An 18,994-nucleotide genomic window follows, 5' to 3' on the forward strand; every position below is an offset into this window, starting at 1 on the left:
CCCCTGTTCCCTGTTCCCTTTCACCTGTTCCCTAATTAAAGTGATTTTACCATCCAAAGGGATTGTTCTTGATAACCGAGTTGATGGTAAAGATTTAATGCGGATGTGTTAGATAGAAATACTTGTAGTCCAATTTGACGAGCGCCTTGTTGTTTAGCCCAATTTTCTAAGTATTGCATCAAGGCTTGACCTATACCCTGTCGGCGATGTGTTGGGATAACATACAGGAGAAAGATATGGGGATGGCGATCGCCACTTACCTGATCTATAGCATTTCCCACCCAGAGACAAGCTATGGGAACGGGTGATCCCATCTGATTACCTATTCCCTGGTCTTCATATACCCACCAAATAGGAGTATCACGGGAAAAATATTGCTCAACTGTATGGGCTAAGTGGGAAAAGTTTTGATCAGGGAATTGTTCTTGGTAAGTCCGCTGCATGAACTTGACCAAGAGAGCTTTATCTAGAGTTGAACCTTGACCAATAGAATAGCCTAGCAGTAAATTCAAAATAAACTTATTCCCCAATTACTTAAGGCTTGCATAAAAGAAAGTAAAAACGAACTCTTCCTTCTTCCTTCTTCCTTCTTCTTTCTTCCTTCGTGTCCTTCGCTCCTTCGTGGTTCATTAACTCCTGACTCCTGACTCGGTGACTCCTGACTCGGTGACTCCTGACTCGGTGACTCCTGACTCGGTGACTACTTAATTATCATCCCAATAGGGGCAGGGGCTGCCATATCGGAGGGTAAAAAGATGCGGGCGCTGACGGCTACTAAAGCCAGGGTAAATATCAACAGTGCCAGGAAAGGAGCGATATATTGACGAAAAATAGCCATATTGTTAATTATGAATAAATAGCAACAACATTGATTCTAGCGAACTGTTTTAATATTATTGCTGATCTTGGTCTAACTCATTTAAAACTTTTTCACAGTACCAATTTTCTGGCATTCCCGGAACGTTTTGTTTAGCTTGGTCAATTAGTCTTTCAGCCGCAGCCACGTCTCCAGATAATCTAGCGATTAAGCGGTTTTTTAGGTAGTTGCCAGTTACTTCTTCGTCTACTTGGTTGGGTATACTGGGTTTGAGTGCCTGAAGAGGTTCACGGCGCAGTTGCCAAAATAGGACGTAATAAAGTGTACCAAAAATTAGAATCAGGCTAATTGTTCCCAGGAGTGTGAGGAAATTAAAAGCCAGATTTTGCAGAACTAATTGTGAAAGTACATAGCCCAGTAATAGACCCGTGACTATCAGAACAAATGTACCAACAAGAATAACTACTTGCGTTCCCATATATCTTCTTCTTCTTTTAGTCCTGGTCTGGTGGCTGCTAATGCTTTGGGATTCCAGGGAGCAAACAATGGTAACAGGAGAAGTCCCGGTACAGCAGCAAAAATACTAATAATGAAAAATAACGGCCAACCCGTACTTTTTGCTAAAGAACCTGCTGGCGCAACTAGAATATCACGACTGACGGCCATAAAACTAGAAAGTAAAGCATACTGAGTTGCGGAATAACGCTGATTACACATATTCATCAAAAAGGCAACGAAGGCGGCTGTTCCTAACCCAGCACAAAAGTTTTCTATATTAATTGTCAGTACGAGAACTTGATAATTTTTACCAACTTGTGCCAGAACAAGATAAGCTAGATTGCTGACTGCTTGTAAAGCACCAAATACCCAAAGTGAACGATTCAGTCCAATTTTACTCAAAATTGCGCCACCTGCCAATGTGCCAACTATTGTGGCAATTAGTCCCATTCCGCCTTGAAGTGCGCCAATATCAGTTTGTGTAAAGCCCGTTTGCAGTAAAAACGGCGTAGACATATTGTTAACAAAGGAATCACCGAGTTTATAGAGGACGATAAACAACAGGGTGAGTATGGCGTGAAATACTCCTTGACGTTCGATAAATTCCCTAAAGGGTAAGATTACGGCTGCCCTTAAGGAGTCTGGTGGACTGATTTCTTTTGGTTCTGGTGCCAAGAGGGTGGCAATAATACCGATTCCCATGCCTAATGATAGTAATAAATATACTGATGACCAAGCTATTCTATCGGCAAGAATCAGGGCTAATGAACCTGTGAGGAGGAGGGCAATCCGATAACCGAGGACAAATACTGCTGCACCTGCGCCCATTTCTAGTGGGTTGAGAACGTCCGTCCGGTAAGCATCAGCGGCGATGTCTTGGGTGGCACTGAGGAAGGCAATAACTACGGCGTTGATGGCTAGGAATTGCAGGGCTTGTTTGGGTTGCTGTAAGGACATACAGGCGATCGCTATGAGTAACCCAATTTGCAGGGTAATTAACCAACCCCGTCTTCTCCCTAAAAATGGCAAGGTAAACCAGTCTAACAGCGGCGACCAGAGAAATTTCAAGGAATATGGCACACCTACTAGGCTAAATAAGCCAATGGCGGTTAAATCTACTTTTTCAACCGTCATCCACGCTTGTAAGGTCTTGCTGGTCAAAAACAAGGGCAATCCTGATGAAAAACCGAGTAAGATCAGAGCCGCCATTTTCTGGCTACCGAAAACGCGCAGTAGGGATTTGACTGGATTCATTTTTTGTAATTGCAAAATCAGGATCTTACTTTATTTGTGGTTAGTTCAATTAAGTCTTCAATTTTCTTAATATTCTGATCTCCTGCTAGGTAGCCAATACCGCGATGTAAGTGTAAACGAAATTGGGTAATTAAGGTTTCTCTATCTGTATCGAAGCCGTCGTTGTAGCATCTTTGTTTGAGAGCTAAAAGCAAAATATCGGATATTTCTCCCCCAAAAACCCGCCATGTCATCTCTACGTTACTGTCTTGGGGGATAGGTACGGGTGAAGGCGCTGCGGGTTCTGCGAGGGAACGACAAAACGCCCACCTGCATAGTATGTTCCATTGGTCTATTTTGGTGCTGCGTTTGAGTTTGAGTAGTTGTTCTTTGGCTGTTTGGGACAGTTTAATTCTTTCTATTGGTGATTCCATGATTTTGGTAATTGGTAATTGGTAATTGGTAATTGGTAATGGGTAATTGGTAATGGGTAATTGGTAATTGGTAATTGGTAATTGGTAATTGGTAATTGGTAATTGGTAATTGGTATTAGTTATTACCAATTGAATTTAAATAAGCATTTAACTTCGCGGGAAGTTCATTAATTATCGGTTTGAGAATATTTACTTGTTCAACTGTTAATAATTTACGGGCATAAGCAAGCCGCAACCAATGAATTGTTTCATTTAGAGAACCTCTAGCTATTTTAATAAAGCGTTTATTATCTTGAAAGTTATAACGTCCTCTCCCTTCTGCTATATTTGCTCCGATGCTATCTGCTGAACGGACAATCTGCTTACCAATTGTATCTTTAGCAAAATTATCCCATGTCATAACTATTTTCCAAATTTCATTTGCTAATTTTTCTGACAATTTATAAACTTGCAACTCTTCAAAATCCGGTCTTCCCATTACCAATTACCAATTACCAATTACCAAAAATAACCGGGTTTTATTGTGGTTTCTCTTTTGTTGGAGTTGTATTCGAGGAGGTATTCACGGGCTATGGCTTCGGTTTCTTGCAGGTTTTGATATTCTTGTAGACCAATTTCGGTGTCGGTGGAAAGGAGGATAACTTGATGGCTGGCTGAGGGGAAATACCTCTCTACTAGGTTGTGACGGTGGGAGGAGTCTAGTCTTCCTAAGGGGGTGTCTATGGCGACTGGTAAGCGTCTTCCTGATACTTTGGCTAGTCCCCACAAAAATGCGATCGCTAATAGTTGTTTTTCACCAGCAGAAAGCCGATGTTTGGGGACTTGTTTTCCGTTTAAATCATATAATGATAAGCCAAAGGTTTTAGCATCAATAGCAATGCGATGTACTAGGTCTGATTTATGTAATAAATACAAGAAACAGTTTTTTACTTCTTCTTCTAATTTATTCAGTTTTCTCAGAGTTAATCTTTCTCGAAACAATTTTAATGTTTGTTGAACTTTTAACGCCGAATCAATAATGTGTTCACTATTTTGATATTTAAGATTTTCTACAGCATATTCATTTAATTCTTGTCTCAATTTTTTAGTTTCTGTGTCTAATTCTATCAGTTTTTGACTCATTATATCTGACTGAGATTGAATTTTATTAACTTCAGTTTGTGCCTGTTTTACTGCTTTTTGTAGTTTTGTATATTCTTCGGGTGCAGCCGCAGTTTGCACTTGTCTTTCTAAGGTGAGGATTTCTTCTTCATAATTATTTAATTCATCTAATTGCTTTTGGGCAGTATTTTGGGAAATTTGCAACCGATAGGTGATATTGTCAACTAAACTTAAACTTTCTTCATCTCCATTTAACCAATTATTTTTTGTTGATAAATTATTGGTATATAAGTTATTGATATCTTCAGCTAAAAAAGATTGAATATTAGTAACTTTATTAGTTTCTAGATTTAATTGTTGTAGCCAATTTAGTAATCTTTCATCTCTAGCAATTAAGACATCTTTGGCTAATTGGATTTGTTGAGTTTTCAGTTCTTGTTCTCCCTGTCTTTGGACTTGAGATAATAAAGGACTAATTAACGCCAAAGGTAAAACATCAGCGGCTAGTTCACATAAGGATTCACGGACGTTATTAGCAATTTTAATTTTCTCTTCCTTTTGGTTTTCTAATTGGCTACGTTCAGCCGCAATTTTACCACCTTCATTTACAAATCTATCTAAAGCTTCTTCATGAATTTTTTCTAATTCTGTAACTTCAAGATTGAGGGCTTTGAGTTTTTCTTGCTTATTTTCGTATTCTTGCTGTTTTTCATTAATTCGGGTTTCAATTTCTTCTAATTTTGCTAAATCTTTGTTATCTGCAAATTCCCGTTTTTTGCGATTTACTAAAATCTCTAAATCAATTGCTAATTTATCTGCTAATTCTAAACCTAAAAGTCCGTTAATAGCATCCACAACTATTGGTGGTGGTATTTCCTGTTCTGCAAGTTCTTTAACTTGTTCACCGTCAAAGAGAAATAAATTAGAAATACCTAAAGGTAAGATATTTTCTATATATTCATCCCAGATATTTACTAATGAATCAATTGGCCATGTTTCATCATCTCCTAATATTCCTAAATGATCTTTACCATCTTTGGGATTTTTTTCCCAAGTCCGCACAACCCGATATCTAATCGGTTTATCATCTTCGATATGTTCAAAAACTAATTCGATGCGAGTTTTTTCTGTGGGGGTAGCTTTACTATTTACACATTGATTTAAAAAATCTGTATAACTCAGATTTCCCCGTGTTGAACATTGGGCGCGTTGTCCATATAAAGCCAGACGTATAGCATCCATAAGGGTGGTTTTTCCACCGCCATTCATTCCTCCTAAAAGGATAATTGGCCGGGCGTTATCTTCATCAATTTGCGGGTTGAGGTTGATGATTTGTTTTCCAGCATAGGGACCGAAGTTTTGCAGGACTAATTCTAGGAAGATCATGGTTTTTGGGATGTTTGTGTTAATCATACCGGGCGGTTATAAACCGCGTCTACACAGGCGAAACCCACCTTCGTGGGTTAAATTTATTCATTTTTTCTTAGTCCACGAAGGTGGACTTTGTTTGTGTAGACGCGATTTCCAATCGCCAATTCTAGGAAGATCATGGTTTTGGGGATGTTTGTGTTAATCATACCGGGCGGTTATAAACCGCGTCTATACAGGCGAAACCCACCTTCGTGGGTTAAATTTATTCATTTTTTCTTAGTCCACGAAGGTGGACTTTTTTTGTGTAGACGTGATTTCCAATCGCCAATTCTAGGAAGATCATGGTTTTGGGGATGTTTGTGTTAATCATACCGGGCGGTTATAAACCGCGTCTATACAGGCGAAACCCACCTTCGTGGGTTAAATTTATTCATTTTTTCTTAGTCCACGAAGGTGGACTTTGTTTGTGTAGAAGCGATTTCCAATCGCCAATTCTAGGAAGATCATGGTTTTGGGGGTGTTTGTGTTAATCATACCGGGCGGTTATAAACCGCGTCTACACAGGCGAAACCCACCTTCGTGGGTTAAATTTATTCATTTTTTCTTAGTCCACGAAGGTGGACTTTGTTTGTGTAGAAGCGATTTCCAATCGCCAATTCTAGGAAGATCATGGTTTTGGGGGTGTTTGTGTTAATCATACCGGGCGGTTATAAACCGCGTCTACACAGGCGAAACCCACCTTCGTGGGTTAAATTTATTCATTTTTTCTTAGTCCACGAAGGTGGACTTTTTTTGTGTAGACGTGATTTCCAATCGCCAATTCTAGGAAGATCATGGTTTTGGGGATGTTTGTGTTAATCATACCGGGCGGTTATAAACCGCGTCTATACAGGCGAAACCCACCTTCGTGGGTTAAATTTATTCATTTTTTCTTAGTCCACGAAGGTAGACTTTGTTTGTGTAGACGCGATTTCCAATCGCCAATTCTAGGAAGATCATGGTTTTGGGGATGTTTGTGTTAATCATACCGGGCGGTTATAAACCGCGTCTATACAGGCGAAACCCACCTTCGTGGGTTAAATTTATTCATTTTTTCTTAGTCCACGAAGGTAGACTTTGTTTGTGTAGACGCGATTTCCAATCGCCAATTCTAGGAAGATCATGGTTTTGGGGATGTTTGTGTTAATCATACCGGGCGGTTATAAACCGCGTCTATACAGGCGAAACCCACCTTCGTGGGTTAAATTTATTCATTTTTTCTTAGTCCACGAAGGTGGACTTTGTTTGTGTAGACGCGATTTCCAATCGCCAATTCTAGGAAGATCATGGTTTTGGGGGTGTTTGTGTTAATCATACCGGGCGGTTATAAACCGCGTCTACACAGGCGAAACCCACCTTCGTGGGTTAAATTTATTCATTTTTTCTTAGTCCACGAAGGTGGACTTTGTTTGTGTAGACGCGATTTCCAATCGCCAATTCTAGGAAGATCATGGTTTTTGGGATGTTTGTGTTAATCATACCGGGCGGTTATAAACCGCGTCTATACAGGCGAAACCCACCTTCGTGGGTTAAATCTATTCATTTTTTCTTAGTCCACGAAGGTGGACTTTGTTTGTGTAGACGCGATTTCCAATCGCCAATTCTTCTAATCTAATCGCCAGGAGTTTTTGTTTCCAAGTTCATTTCCCATGTAGAAATAAGTAATTTTTCTTGATGATGTATTTGTTGATTTCTAATGTAATTAGCTACATTATCTATAGCATCATAACTAACTGTAAATGCACCATAACTTCCTTGCCATTTAAAAAATTCTTTGGGTTTAATTTCGTGATTAATAAAATGAGAAGAACTACCCTTTGCTTGTTTGATAACTTCGGATACGCTAACTGTTGTGGGAAATCCTGTTAAAAGATGAACATGATCCTCAATTCCCCCAATGGCAATAACTGTACATTTTAATTCCTCACACTCTTTAATAATTGCTGCATAAACTAATTGCTGAATTTCTGGTATAATTAATGGCAATCTATCCCATGTTGCCCAAACATAATGTAAATACAATTGTGTAAAATTTGCCCTCATATATTTTCTAATTGGTAAAATTTGATATTTCATTAACCCGTAATTAACCCACGAAAGTGGGTTTTGCTTGTGTAGACGCGGTTTCCAACCGCCCCTTATTCTAAGCACCCATTATTCCACATTATCATCCTTTTTTGCATATTTGATATTAGCCCAACTTGGTACTTTACTCTCTTCCTTATCAGGCGTATCTCCTAAACTTAATTGCTTGAATTTTTCCCGAATTGTAGCTACGTCACCTTCTAATGCTGCTTGTCGTAAATCCCGTTTTAAATGGGCATTTTCAATGGCTTGCTTTGGAGAACGAGAACTTGTATCAAAGCATTTTTCTAGGCTGTCGTAGATACCGACACGGCGAGTTTTTTTCTTAAATTGCCTTTCTGTATCTAATAGTCTGGCCATTAATTCTAAGTGCATTCCGTCACCGTCACAAATTTCTTCTAATACTCCCCATTCATCACTTCCAAGTATGCTATGGTCAGCACCAGGACGGGGATCTTTAAATACTTCTTCTGTGACTTCTTCATATATGCGGGGGACACTATCATCAAATTCGTGTTTTTCTTCTAACCATATTCGACGAATTTCACTCAATTCTGCTTGAGAAATCAGAGTAATATCGCGCATATTTTCAGGCGCATTTTGACGCATTTCTTTTTGCGCTGTTAATAATTTTCTGAGCCAATATTCTCGCCAATATTTTGTATATGGACCGGGTATAGGTTCAACAGATGTTTCACCCTCTATATTGCGTTCAAATAATTGAACTTCTCCCCGTAAACGCCGAAAATCTCTTTTTTCACGGTCATTTTCAATATCTAATTCTCGACGAAAATCAACTATTGGTTGTAACCATTCTTTTTCATCATTATTTTGAATCATTGCGTTCAAAGATTTATCACGTTCCACAAGCGTGCAAACCCAGCAACCAAAACGAGAACTACCACAACTAGGAGTAGAAGTATCAACAACTAAAGGACATTCATTATCTGCTGTTGATTCTCTATACATAGTAAATAAATCTTTATTACTATGTCCCCAAGGATTTTCCCATTGCATTAAATATACCCAAACCTCATCAGTTCGCCAATCTTCAATAGGACTATAAACAAGTGAATTAGGTAAGCTGGCATTAGGACTAAGGCGATCGCGCACTCGTCTTTCTTCATATTTTTTCATTGTGGCAGCGCGACGAGGGCTTTCTGCTTTACGAATACCTAAGATTACAATAGCTTCACCGCTACTTCTCACAACATCACGAATAAAACGATTAGATGGATTGATTTTCAACCGTCCAGTACACCAACGAAACTTTTGACGGGGTGCAGGATACCCTTTACCAATTAAACCTACCCAGTATGTATCCGCAATTTCTGGTTCTAATATATGGGGTTGCATTGGCATTCTCTGCTCTTTAGCAGCTAATTCTATATGCTTATGAGAACTACGCACCCAAGTAGAAACATAGGGATTTTCTACCCCTGTATCTGTTGTAATTACATGAATTGGCTTAGTTCTTTTTTCCGGTGGAAGTCCAGAAATTGCACTCCATATAAGCTGTAAAGTAGCAGTGCTGTCTTTTCCACCTGAATAGCCTACTACCCAAGGTATCTCATCTAAACAATACAATTCTTGAATTTCTGTAGACAGAACTTGGATATACTCCACTAACTCTGGTACAGTACGATTCGGCTGATTTTTATTTTCTGGTTGTTGTGCTGTAGTCATTTTTCCCTACCTACGTATATATGGACTGAAACTCAATACTTCCCTTCGGAGGAAATCATTTAGTATATAAAAAAACCTGGCTATGAGTGCAAAATATTTTTAAAAATTGCATCCTTAGTATCCATTTTTTTGGACAATAAAGCAAGAGTTATTCACTAAGTTTTCAAAAATCAATATGAATGATAGTACAAGCACACTAAATAATCAACTCGCTAACGAGTATCTAGAACGGGAAAATAAGGATAAACAGGTATTAGCTTTACTGCTAGAGCGGTTTTTAGAGAAGAAAGATCAAATTCTTGTCCAAAAAACCGAAATGGGTGGTACTGAGGCTTATGTAGGTTCTGTGACATTGGAATGGTTCGCGGGACGGGTACATTTTGCGTCTGGTTTACCCCTGCTGCAAAAAAAGTACAACCCAGAGACAGATAATATTGAAATTGACGCTGACAGTATTGATGAAATCCAACAACGCCCTATTGATTGGTCACGTCAAGCCCCGTTAGTACAGTATTTAGCAGCAAGAAAAAATCATAAATTTCCGGCTGTGTTGGTAGTAATTAATCAACCTTGGGTAGATAACCCCAAAGCAGCGGAGTGGAATAGTCAAGGACGGGCTAAAAAAGCGACTACTGATTTTATACCCTTAGATAAAGATGGTAAAGTTGGTTTACTGAATATTTCTGAAGAAAATGTGACAATTTATGCTTTAGATGGTCAGCATAGATTAATGGGTGTACAGGGTTTAATGGAGTTAATTAAATCTGGTAAACTCCAACGTTATAAAAAGGATAAAACTGCTGATGAAAGTTTTATTACTTTATCTGATTTAATTGATAAATATCAAGTAGAACCTGCTTATTTACAAAATTTACGTCAAGAGAAAATTGGGATTGAATTTATTTGTGCGGTCAATACTGGAGAAACCCATACAGAAGCAAAACGACGGGTAAGATCAATTTTTGTTCATGTAAATTTAATGGCTGCACCTTTAACTAAGGGTCAGTTAGCCCAATTAAATGAAGATGATGGTTTTGCTATTGTAGCGCGAAAAATTGCAGTTACACATCCACTTTTAGAACAAAAACCCAATCGCAATCCGCGTGTTAATTGGAATAGTGCCACAGTAGCCGCTAATTCTACAGTTTTGACGACGCTGCAAGCTTTACAAGATATGTCCCAAAGGTATTTGGGTCAAAAGTTCCCCCACTGGAAACCTTTGGAAAAAGGGTTAATTCCCATGCGTCCAGAAAATGAAGAAATTCAGGAAGGAATTACAGATTTTAGACTACTTTTTGATAATTTAGCGAATCTTCCCAGTTATAAAATATTGGAACACGAAGATACAACTGTTTTGCGTCGCTTCCATTTTGAGAAAGACGGAGGTGAGGGAAATATGTTATTTCGTCCAGTTTCTCAAGTTGCTTTAGCGCAAGCTTTGGGAACTTTGGTATTTAAAAAAGGTTTTGCTTTGACGGATATTTTTAAGAAGTTGGAGAAATTTGACCGTCAAGGAGGTTTTAGTGGTATGGAATATCCTCAATCTTTATGGTATGGGGTTCTGTATGACCCCAATAAGAAGCGGGTACAGGTAGTAGGAAAAGATTTAGCTGTGAAGTTATTAATTTACATTTTGGGAGGAATGACTGAAAAAATGGAAGTTCCTGCTTTACGTAAGGCTTTAGCTAATGCTAGGACTATAGAAGAGCAAACTATAGGTTTTGATGGAAAGTTGGTCAAACCGCAAGATGTAGGACTTCCATCTGTACTGAGTTAGCCAAGTTAGCGAATAATATCACTCTGTGGTTTTCACTGATGTTCAAGTATGTCACTGTTGCTTATTATGTTTATTAACATAACTAAGTATACAGGGTTTATATGTCTCAAACAAACGATGCTAACAGCAATAGCAATCTATCTGATATCAAAGCTAATTTCATTACCGTTCTTGCACCGCTTTTTTCTAAACATTATCTAGAGTCATGCTATCCAGGGTTAATTTTTCACCAGGGACAGCGAAAAATGTTGCAAATAAATGTACGCGCTAAAGATTTACCCACTCTTCTTCAAGCTAAACCTTCTACTAAGAATGATCCTGATTCGGGTAAAAATCGTCCAGAGGTTAAGGGTCATGCGAAAGAAATAAAGGACTATGTTATAGAACGCGCTCAAGCTAACAAACCGTGGGTTTTAGGAACAATTACAGCCAATGTTGATGAACAGGATATTAAAATACATGAATTAGGAAACGGATTTTGTATAGTCGTTATTCCTAATGGTATTAAATTAGATATTACTGATGGACAACACCGTAAAACTGCAATTCATGAATTAATTTTTAGTAGTGATAGCCATTTAATTGATAATAACCAGTTTGCAATTACTCTCATTTTAGAAGGAGAACAACGCCAGTGTCAAACTGACTTCAAAGATATGGCTCAAACTAAACAACTAGATAATTCATTATTGTTATCATTTGGCGAGTTTGAAGGTAGAGTTGGTATTACTAAAAGCCTAATACAACAAGTAAGAATGTTTAATGAAAAAACCAATAAAATTGGAAGAAGCGCATCTACTAAGCAAAAGTTGATTTATACAACTAACTTTTTGGCACGTTTTGTAAGTTGTGTTTTTGTAAATAATCCAAACGATGAACTTAAAGGTTATAACGTTGAGAAAGTATCTGAATCTTTAACTGATTGCTTGAATAAATTTTTCTCAGAATGTAAAGATACAAAAGGAATTTCTGAAACATCGATTGACAAGCTTACAGTTCATCAAGTAGGTTCATTTCAGGAATCTTGTTTATTGGGGGTAAGTGTTGGTATCGAAATATTGGGAAGATTGTTGCACTACACGTATGATGAAGATAATAATTATTTTGATGAACAGCGAGTTGCTCAACTAGCAGAACTTGACTGGTCACGGAGAAATAGTCTTTGGGAAAATAATGTAATCAGAAAAACTGGTAATTCTGATTATGAAATTGTTAATAGAGTAAATCCTGTAGCAGATGCTGTCAGAGCAGTAAAAGTTGCACTAGAATGGACATAAATTGATAGTCAAGACAGGAATTTTGTTAGATCAAATTCCTCGTCTTCTTTTTCTATCTTTGTTCTTTCATAACTGAGAAATAGTAAAATTCGCTCAGAATAATCTACTGCACCACGTAACTCATTTTGTAATATTTCCAGTCCAGCATTAGCATATTCTTCAAAAATATGGTTACGTTGAATATCGTATTCTTCCTCATTGAGAGAGAGTATTTTAATTTCCTTAGTTTCATTTATTCCCAATAATTTAATTAAAATATCATGTCCAGTTGTAGCAAAAACTTCTAACCGAATTGGAGCAGGTTCACGTTTAGAAATCTCCTCCAAAGGAACACGCTTTTTATACTTTACACCCAAAGCAGCAGCAAAAACAATCACATCAGCGAAAGTCTGAAAAGGACCAGTTCCCCCATCAGCAGAAGTTAAACTTTTTACTAATTCAGCTTTATCCTTAGCAATCCTGATTCTACCAGTTTCCGCCATAATTATAAAATATACATTTTTAAAATCATAAACCAAACCTAACTTACTAATATCACATTTTGGCATTCTTCTTTGCGTCTTTGCTTCTTAGCGTCTCTGCGCGAAACAAAAAATCAAAAAACATCCTCATAAACCAGAGAAAGAGGAAACGTAAAATCAACACTAACTAAATGTACCTCATCACCCTCAACAAAAGGATGTAACTCCCATAAACCCTTCTCGTTTAAGCGAAAACAATCTAAACTAATTTTATCAGCACTAATTAAAACATATTCTTGTAAAGTTTCAATCCTTCTATATTGCTGAAACTTTCCCCCCCTATCATAAGCTTCCGTACTTGGAGAAAGCACCTCAACAATTAAACAAGGAAATTGAATAAACTTAATCGCTTGTTTATCCCGTTGATCACAACTTACCATGACATCTGGATAATGAAACGGACCATTTCCCGATATACCCACTTTAGCATCTGCCATAAAAGGACGACATTTCCCCCCACGCAAATGATTTTTTAACCCAGCAGCCAAATTTAAAGCAATAGTAGTATGAGGGATAGTTCCCCCAGTCATAGCAAAAACTTCACCATTAATATATTCATGTTTAATATCTTGCTGTTCTTCCCACTCCAAAAACTCTTCAGGACTCATATAAATTCTATCAGGAATAGCAACCATGATTTTTTCTCCTTTTTTGATAAATTAACTAAAAATTCCCAACAACCAACGATTCACCTCACCATCATCTTGAGTTAAACTGCGGTGAATAGCTTCCTTAACAGTAGCTAATTGTAAACCTGGTAACACCTTTGATTCCTCAATTCTCCTACTACCACCATCAACTATTTCAAAAGCAATAATATCATCATTATTAGCATTCATTACCCAATATTCCTTTACCCCTAAACGTTCATAGAGTAACCGCTTAAAACCCAAATCATCATTAATAGAAGAAGCAGCAATTTCTACAACTAAAGTTGGTGCTGCTAACTCATTAATATTTACAGGAGAATTATTCAAAGGGGGAAATTTTATTTTCTCACCAATATAAAAAGCTAAATCAGGTTGACATTCACTTTCACTAGTTCTGCGAAAACTGGTATTTACCCAGCCTTTAATCTTAATGTTTTTCAATGTCGCATACAGATTAACAACATTTGCAACAACATTATTATTGTTTCCATGAATTGAACCAACTGGTGACATTTCTATCCTCATGTAATCTTGATAATAATAAAATCTTCCCTGTTGATAATTAGGATGATCAACAAATTCCATAAACTCATCCCAACTGACATTTACCCAGGTATCTGTAACGATATTTAGTAAATTAGCAATAACCATGAAACTTACCTCTCTCTTTCTACTTCAATAATTTCCGTATATTCAAAACCATTCAAACTTTGTCTAACCAAAGAATATCTTTCCCTCCCCAACTCAATAAAATCCTGTTCACAATTAGGCTTAGAAGAATAATAAACTAACACATATTCCTTCCCAATTTTATCAGCAATTTCCTCCTCAACTTCTACCCTCCATTGAGTCTTAGTTACTAACACAATTAACTGATTTGCTAACTTAGGAATAGTTCTCGCAATGTGACGACGAGAATTAGTATCTAAACTCCCAAAAGGAGAATCCATAACAATAGGAAAAGTGCTACTATCAGGAACCATCATCATTTTTCGATTTTCACTCCAGTCACGCACCTTATCAATAATACTAGCGATAAAAGATAAACTGAGAATTTGATTTTCTCCCGTTGAAGCTGCAACTTGTGCTTCAATTCCCGTCGTATTTTCCACCAAACTTAATTCATACTTTTCGCTAATTTTGGGAATATAAGGAGTAAAAGAAATAGCCGAGAAAATTTCCTGCACTCGTTGTTCCAATTGCAGACGAAATTGATTTTCTTGACGGTTTTTAACTTCCGATAACCGTTCAATAGCATCTTGAGTAGCATTAATCCGACGTTGTGCTAAAGATTGTTTTTCCTCATTCTGTTTTTGTTTAGAAATTTGTTTTATCAAAGCATCAATATCTGTTTTTAGGTGAGAAACTTCCTGTTGATTTGCACCCTGTTCTCGATTTAATTCATCAATTTTAGCTTCAATTTCATCCAGGCGTTTTTGTAAACTACTAATTTCCTCATTCGGATCTTTTCGTAATTGTTCTTGAATACCAGATAATTCCAGTTCAACTTGTGATAAATTTTCCCTTAACTGGTGAATTCGGGCTTGTTCTCTATCTGCTTCTTCCCAAAAAGAATCAGCTTGATTATCAATTTCATCAACTTGTGCGCTCATTCTAATTGCGGTTTCTTCCACAGTTGAAGAACCTGCTTTTTTCATGAGATTTTTGACATGAAAATGAGTATGTGTTCCTTCTCTTAAATCCGCACCACAAATACATCTTCCAGAAGTGAGTAAATCATTGACAAATTCCCGCGAAATTCCCGCAGTTAATTCACCACGTTGTTTTAAATCTGTGAAGATTTCCCGAAACTTAGTAGTAGTTTCTGACAACAGCACTGTATAACCCCGTGCGGAAATAACTTTTTTTAAATTCTCCCGTGTTTTTTTCAATTCGTCCCGTAAACTGTCTTTTTGCGATTCTAAACTTTGCTTTCTTTCCTGTAATTCCTTAACAGCACTCAATTCTCGTAACTTATTACTAACTTCTTTTTTTAATGTTTGATAATTTTCCAACTCTTGATTTATTTCTGTTTGACGTTTATGGATATTTTCAATTTCCAGTTCTTGCTTTTCTTGCTGATTCAACAACTGTTTAGTTTCCGCGTCACCAATATGTTTTAAATCAGTTTCTAAAGTTTTTTTAGCATCTTTCAGGTGTTTAATAGAAAGTTCAATGACTTCCACACCCAAAAAAGTTCTAATTGCTGCTGCAATTTCCGCTTTATTATCAGAACGAACAATTTCTTCAATGCGTTCACCGTCAAAGAAAAAATATTGATGTAAACTTGCTGGTAAAATCTGAGTAATAATTTCCTCAGCTTGCTGAAGAGGAAAATACCATTTTCCGTCATCTCCAGCAACTTGAATTTTTAACTGAGTTTTCCCAGCTTCAATAAAATCACTTTCATTTTTATAAACCCGACAACCACGAGTAGCACGATAACGATTACTTTCATGTTCCCAACCAACTTCTACCCAACATTCCACAGGTTGACTAGGTTGAGATTCTGCAATTGCGCGTTTATTTACTAACTGTTCAGTTGACGCAAAAGCCGCACTAAATTTTTCATATAAAACCCAAGTAAACGCATTCAAAATACTAGTTTTACCCGCTCCATTACTCCCGTAAATCATGGTAGTATTTCTAACATCTCCACCAGCTAAAGTTATTTCGGGAGTTTTCCCATAAAAGGAACGAAAATTACATAATTTAATCGAAGTTAGCTTCATTGCACCGCTTCCTTCACAATAGTGAGAATATCATCATTAATATGACCTTTGCTTTTTCTATCTAATCGGTTTTTCTCTAATTTACATACCTTCTCAATAATTTGCTTTACCTCAGGAGGTGCGCTGGTAATTGGTTCTTGAACATCTTCAATGTTTGATTCTGGTATCATTTTCAAACAGCAATAGATTTATTTTCTATTTTAACCAGTTCTGATCCTATTTTTATCTATCTGTCAATTACAAATCTTAACGCAGCCAGAAGCCAGGGAATAAATTCCCTGTCTGATAGCTAAAGTCGGTTAAAACCGACTATTATAGTGGTATGCACTGGGATGAGATACACAATTGACCAGAAAATTTATACACTAAAAGCTTTCAAGTCTGTTCTCTTTTCCCTGCTATATCAAATTAAAATGGAAATCGTACCCTAGCTTTAGGAAAACTAACCATGAGAGCATAAATAAACGGAGTAATCTGTAGTTTATGTGAACCAAACCACTCAAAACATGAGTAAACGTTATCTAGGTCATAACACCTTGGGATTCGCTAGTCCCCTGCCATGTTGCTACTTATTAAACAATCCGCAAGGATAGTGTATTTAGCATAACAAGCTCAGATAACAAGGTTGAAGCAAACATTACCCTGAAAAGGTGAAATTTAAATGTCTAATTTTGTTCTAGTTCTGGATACCAACAAAAAACCACTTACTCCAATCCATCCAGGAGATGCACGTTTTTTATTAAATCAACAAAAAGCTGCTGTATTTAGAAGATTTCCATTTACCATAATTTTGAAAGAACCTAAATCTGACGTTCCAACTCAACCGATTGAATTAAAAATAGATCCAGGGAGTAAAACTACAGGTTTTGCGTTAGTTCAAAATAATAAAGTCATCTGGGGTATGGAATTACAACACAGAGGTTTAGCTATTAAAGAAAGCCTAGAAACTCGAAAAGGAGTAAGGCGAGGAAGACGTTCTAGACATACTCGTTATCGTCAAGCTAGATTTCTTAACCGCACTAAACCTCAAGGTTGGTTAGCACCTTCTTTAAGCCATAGAGTTTTAACTATTAACACTTGGGTCAAAAGATTATGTAATTTTGCCCCAATAACTGACATAGTTCAAGAGATTGCTAGGTTTGACCTACAGCAGCTAGAAAACCCGGAGATATCAGGCTTTGAGTATCAACAGGGAGAGTTACAAGGGTATGAAGTCCGTGAATATCTTTTGAATAAATGGAATAGAAAATGTGCATACTGTAATGCTGAAAATGTCCCTTTACAAGTTGAGCATATTAAACCAAAAGCCAAAGGAGGAACTAATAGAATTTCTAATTTGTGTCTAGCTTGTGAGAAATGCAATATCAAAAAAGGTACTCAAGATATTGAGAAGTTTTTAGTAAAAAAGCCTGAGTTGTTGAAGCAAATTTTATCCCAAGCCAAGCACCCACTAAAAGATGCGTCTGCTGTAAATTCAACGAGATGGGCTTTATTTAATAAGTTAAAAGAAACTGGATTACCTATAACAACAGGTTCAGGAGGTTTAACTAAGTTTAATAGAACTCGTTTAGGATTGCCTAAAACTCATTGGATTGATGCTGCTTGTGTAGGGAAAGTTGAAACTCTCAAAATACTTACAACAAAAATTTTAACAGTAAAAAGCACGGGGCATAGTTGCAGAAGATTCTGTAGGATCAATAAATTTGGTTTTCCTTGCACCGAGCCTAAACAAATATTCACTCATGTTTCTACAGGAGATTTTGTTAAGGCTACTTTGCACAAAGATCGTAAAAATATAACTTCTGGAAACTATGTAAGTCGTGTTAAAACTCCCACAAAAAACGGATGTGAGATTGTTATCAATGGTTTTAGAGTTGAATTTTCAACAATGAAAGATATTACTAAGGTTCATTGTAGTGACGGATATAGCTACGTTTGACTACGGAAAACTACAATTTTATGAGATTAAATGCAGAGACAGTTACTATTGCTAAATGGAGTTTAGACGACTATCATCGTATGATTGAAATTGGCCTTTTAGCTGGTCGTCAAGTTGAACTACTAAATGGAGAAATTATCAACATGGCACCGGAAGGACCAGAACACGCGCAAATTAATACTGACTCTGCTGAATATTTGCGAGAATTACTCGGTTCAAAAGCACTGGTAAGAGATGCAAAACCTATTACAATACCTAATAGCAATTCAGAACCAGAACCAGATTTAGCAATAGTTGAACCACTGCGGGCTATTTATCGCAGTCATCATCCTTATCCTGAAAATATATTTTGGTTAATCGAATATTCTAAAACTACCCTAAGTAAAGATTTAGATGTAAAACGCAAAACCTATGCTGCTGCATTAATTAATGAGTATTGGGTAGTAGACTTAAAAAATCAACAATTAAAAGTGTTTAGAGAACCAATAAATGGTAATTATTCTAGAGAATTAACCTTTACTTACGGTGAAATATCTCCCTTAGCATTTCCAGAAATTAAAATTTCTATTCAACGGTTACTACAAGGATTTTAACAACTAGAGTTTAGACTAAATTTGATTTTTAAAGCTACAACCCTTATGTAACAAAGGGTTTCGATTTTGGATTTCTATCAATCGTAAAAATCATCAAAACATTTCTGGATAATACTTTGGCGGTTTAATACATTAAGGGACTGACGTTTCAGAGGTATCAACCTATCTTCCGCACCCTCAACTGTCACAATCGGTTTTTACTGTTTTTTATGATGAAATGAGGATGTATTGTATACCGAAT

18 protein-coding genes are annotated in these 18,994 nt (G+C 36.9%); 4 read left to right on the top strand and 14 right to left on the bottom strand.

Going from position 1 to position 18,994, the window contains the following annotated elements; all coding sequences use genetic code 11:
- Positions 1–35 precede the first annotated feature (35 nt).
- The 9 genes from EZY12_15025 to dndC form a co-directional block, all read right to left on the bottom strand.
- Positions 36–443, bottom strand: coding sequence for a GNAT family N-acetyltransferase (locus EZY12_15025; GenBank protein QSX70682.1), 408 nt, complete (start codon positions 441–443; stop codon positions 36–38).
- A 257-nt stretch (positions 444–700) separates the two neighbouring features.
- Positions 701–838 (bottom strand): hypothetical protein, encoded by a 138-nt coding sequence (locus tag EZY12_15030; protein QSX66149.1) that lies wholly within the window; start codon positions 836–838, stop codon positions 701–703.
- Positions 839–893: 55 nt separating this feature from the next.
- Entirely contained in the window at positions 894–1,295 is a 402-nt protein-coding gene (locus EZY12_15035) for an ABC transporter permease (protein QSX66150.1), read from the bottom strand.
- Positions 1,280–2,569, bottom strand: a complete 1,290-nt coding sequence (locus tag EZY12_15040) for an AmpG family muropeptide MFS transporter (protein QSX66151.1) — start codon at positions 2,567–2,569, stop codon at positions 1,280–1,282. Before EZY12_15040 ends, EZY12_15035 begins: the two co-directional genes overlap by 16 nt.
- A gap of 17 nt (positions 2,570–2,586) precedes the next feature.
- Complete coding sequence (dndE, locus tag EZY12_15045; GenBank protein QSX70683.1) at positions 2,587–2,982, bottom strand: DNA sulfur modification protein DndE; 396 nt, start codon at positions 2,980–2,982, stop codon at positions 2,587–2,589.
- Between the two features lie 115 nt (positions 2,983–3,097).
- On the bottom strand, positions 3,098–3,460 hold the full coding sequence (locus tag EZY12_15050) for a four helix bundle protein (protein QSX66152.1): 363 nt from the start codon (positions 3,458–3,460) through the stop codon (positions 3,098–3,100).
- A 20-nt stretch (positions 3,461–3,480) separates the two neighbouring features.
- Positions 3,481–5,469: a DNA sulfur modification protein DndD gene (gene dndD / locus EZY12_15055; protein ID QSX70684.1), complete on the bottom strand. Its 1,989-nt coding sequence runs from the start codon at positions 5,467–5,469 to the stop codon at positions 3,481–3,483.
- Between the two features lie 1,635 nt (positions 5,470–7,104).
- Positions 7,105–7,536: an IS200/IS605 family transposase gene (tnpA, locus tag EZY12_15060; GenBank protein ID QSX66153.1), complete on the bottom strand. Its 432-nt coding sequence runs from the start codon at positions 7,534–7,536 to the stop codon at positions 7,105–7,107.
- 111 nt (positions 7,537–7,647) lie between these two features.
- On the bottom strand, positions 7,648–9,264 hold the full coding sequence (gene dndC / locus EZY12_15065; GenBank protein QSX66154.1) for a DNA phosphorothioation system sulfurtransferase DndC: 1,617 nt from the start codon (positions 9,262–9,264) through the stop codon (positions 7,648–7,650).
- Positions 9,265–9,439: 175 nt separating this feature from the next.
- Between dndC and EZY12_15070 the strand changes: the two genes are divergently transcribed.
- Together EZY12_15070 and EZY12_15075 are read left to right on the top strand one after the other, a co-directional pair.
- Entirely contained in the window at positions 9,440–11,041 is a 1,602-nt protein-coding gene (locus EZY12_15070) for a DGQHR domain-containing protein (protein ID QSX66155.1), read from the top strand.
- Positions 11,042–11,142: 101 nt separating this feature from the next.
- Positions 11,143–12,318, top strand: a complete 1,176-nt coding sequence (locus EZY12_15075; protein QSX66156.1) for a DNA sulfur modification protein DndB — start codon at positions 11,143–11,145, stop codon at positions 12,316–12,318.
- Between the two features lie 8 nt (positions 12,319–12,326).
- On the opposite strand, the gene EZY12_15080 is transcribed toward EZY12_15075, so the two are convergent.
- From EZY12_15080 to EZY12_15100, 5 genes are all read right to left on the bottom strand, one after another.
- Positions 12,327–12,800, bottom strand: a complete 474-nt coding sequence (locus tag EZY12_15080; GenBank protein ID QSX70685.1) for a DNA phosphorothioation-associated protein 4 — start codon at positions 12,798–12,800, stop codon at positions 12,327–12,329.
- Positions 12,801–12,913: 113 nt separating this feature from the next.
- Positions 12,914–13,474, bottom strand: coding sequence for a Uma2 family endonuclease (locus tag EZY12_15085; protein ID QSX66157.1), 561 nt, complete (start codon positions 13,472–13,474; stop codon positions 12,914–12,916).
- A 24-nt stretch (positions 13,475–13,498) separates the two neighbouring features.
- Positions 13,499–14,140 carry a Uma2 family endonuclease gene (locus EZY12_15090; protein QSX66158.1) on the bottom strand — a complete coding sequence of 214 codons (642 nt, stop codon included), beginning with the start codon at positions 14,138–14,140 and terminating at the stop codon, positions 13,499–13,501.
- A 5-nt stretch (positions 14,141–14,145) separates the two neighbouring features.
- Positions 14,146–16,221 (bottom strand): AAA family ATPase, encoded by a 2,076-nt coding sequence (locus EZY12_15095; GenBank protein QSX66159.1) that lies wholly within the window; start codon positions 16,219–16,221, stop codon positions 14,146–14,148.
- Positions 16,218–16,391 carry a hypothetical protein gene (locus tag EZY12_15100; GenBank protein QSX66160.1) on the bottom strand — a complete coding sequence of 58 codons (174 nt, stop codon included), beginning with the start codon at positions 16,389–16,391 and terminating at the stop codon, positions 16,218–16,220. The genes EZY12_15095 and EZY12_15100 overlap by 4 nt, the downstream gene beginning before the upstream one ends.
- 491 nt (positions 16,392–16,882) lie before the next feature.
- Here EZY12_15100 and EZY12_15105 point away from each other — a divergent pair, with 491 nt between their 5' ends.
- Together EZY12_15105 and EZY12_15110 are read left to right on the top strand one after the other, a co-directional pair.
- Positions 16,883–18,160: an HNH endonuclease gene (locus EZY12_15105; protein QSX66161.1), complete on the top strand. Its 1,278-nt coding sequence runs from the start codon at positions 16,883–16,885 to the stop codon at positions 18,158–18,160.
- Between the two features lie 20 nt (positions 18,161–18,180).
- A complete protein-coding gene (locus tag EZY12_15110; protein ID QSX66162.1) occupies positions 18,181–18,753 on the top strand; it encodes a Uma2 family endonuclease in 573 nt (190 codons plus the stop codon).
- Positions 18,754–18,994: the final 241 nt, after the last annotated feature.

Source organism: Dolichospermum sp. DET69, from assembly GCA_017355425.1.
Taxonomy (GTDB): Bacteria; Cyanobacteriota; Cyanobacteriia; order Cyanobacteriales; family Nostocaceae; genus Dolichospermum.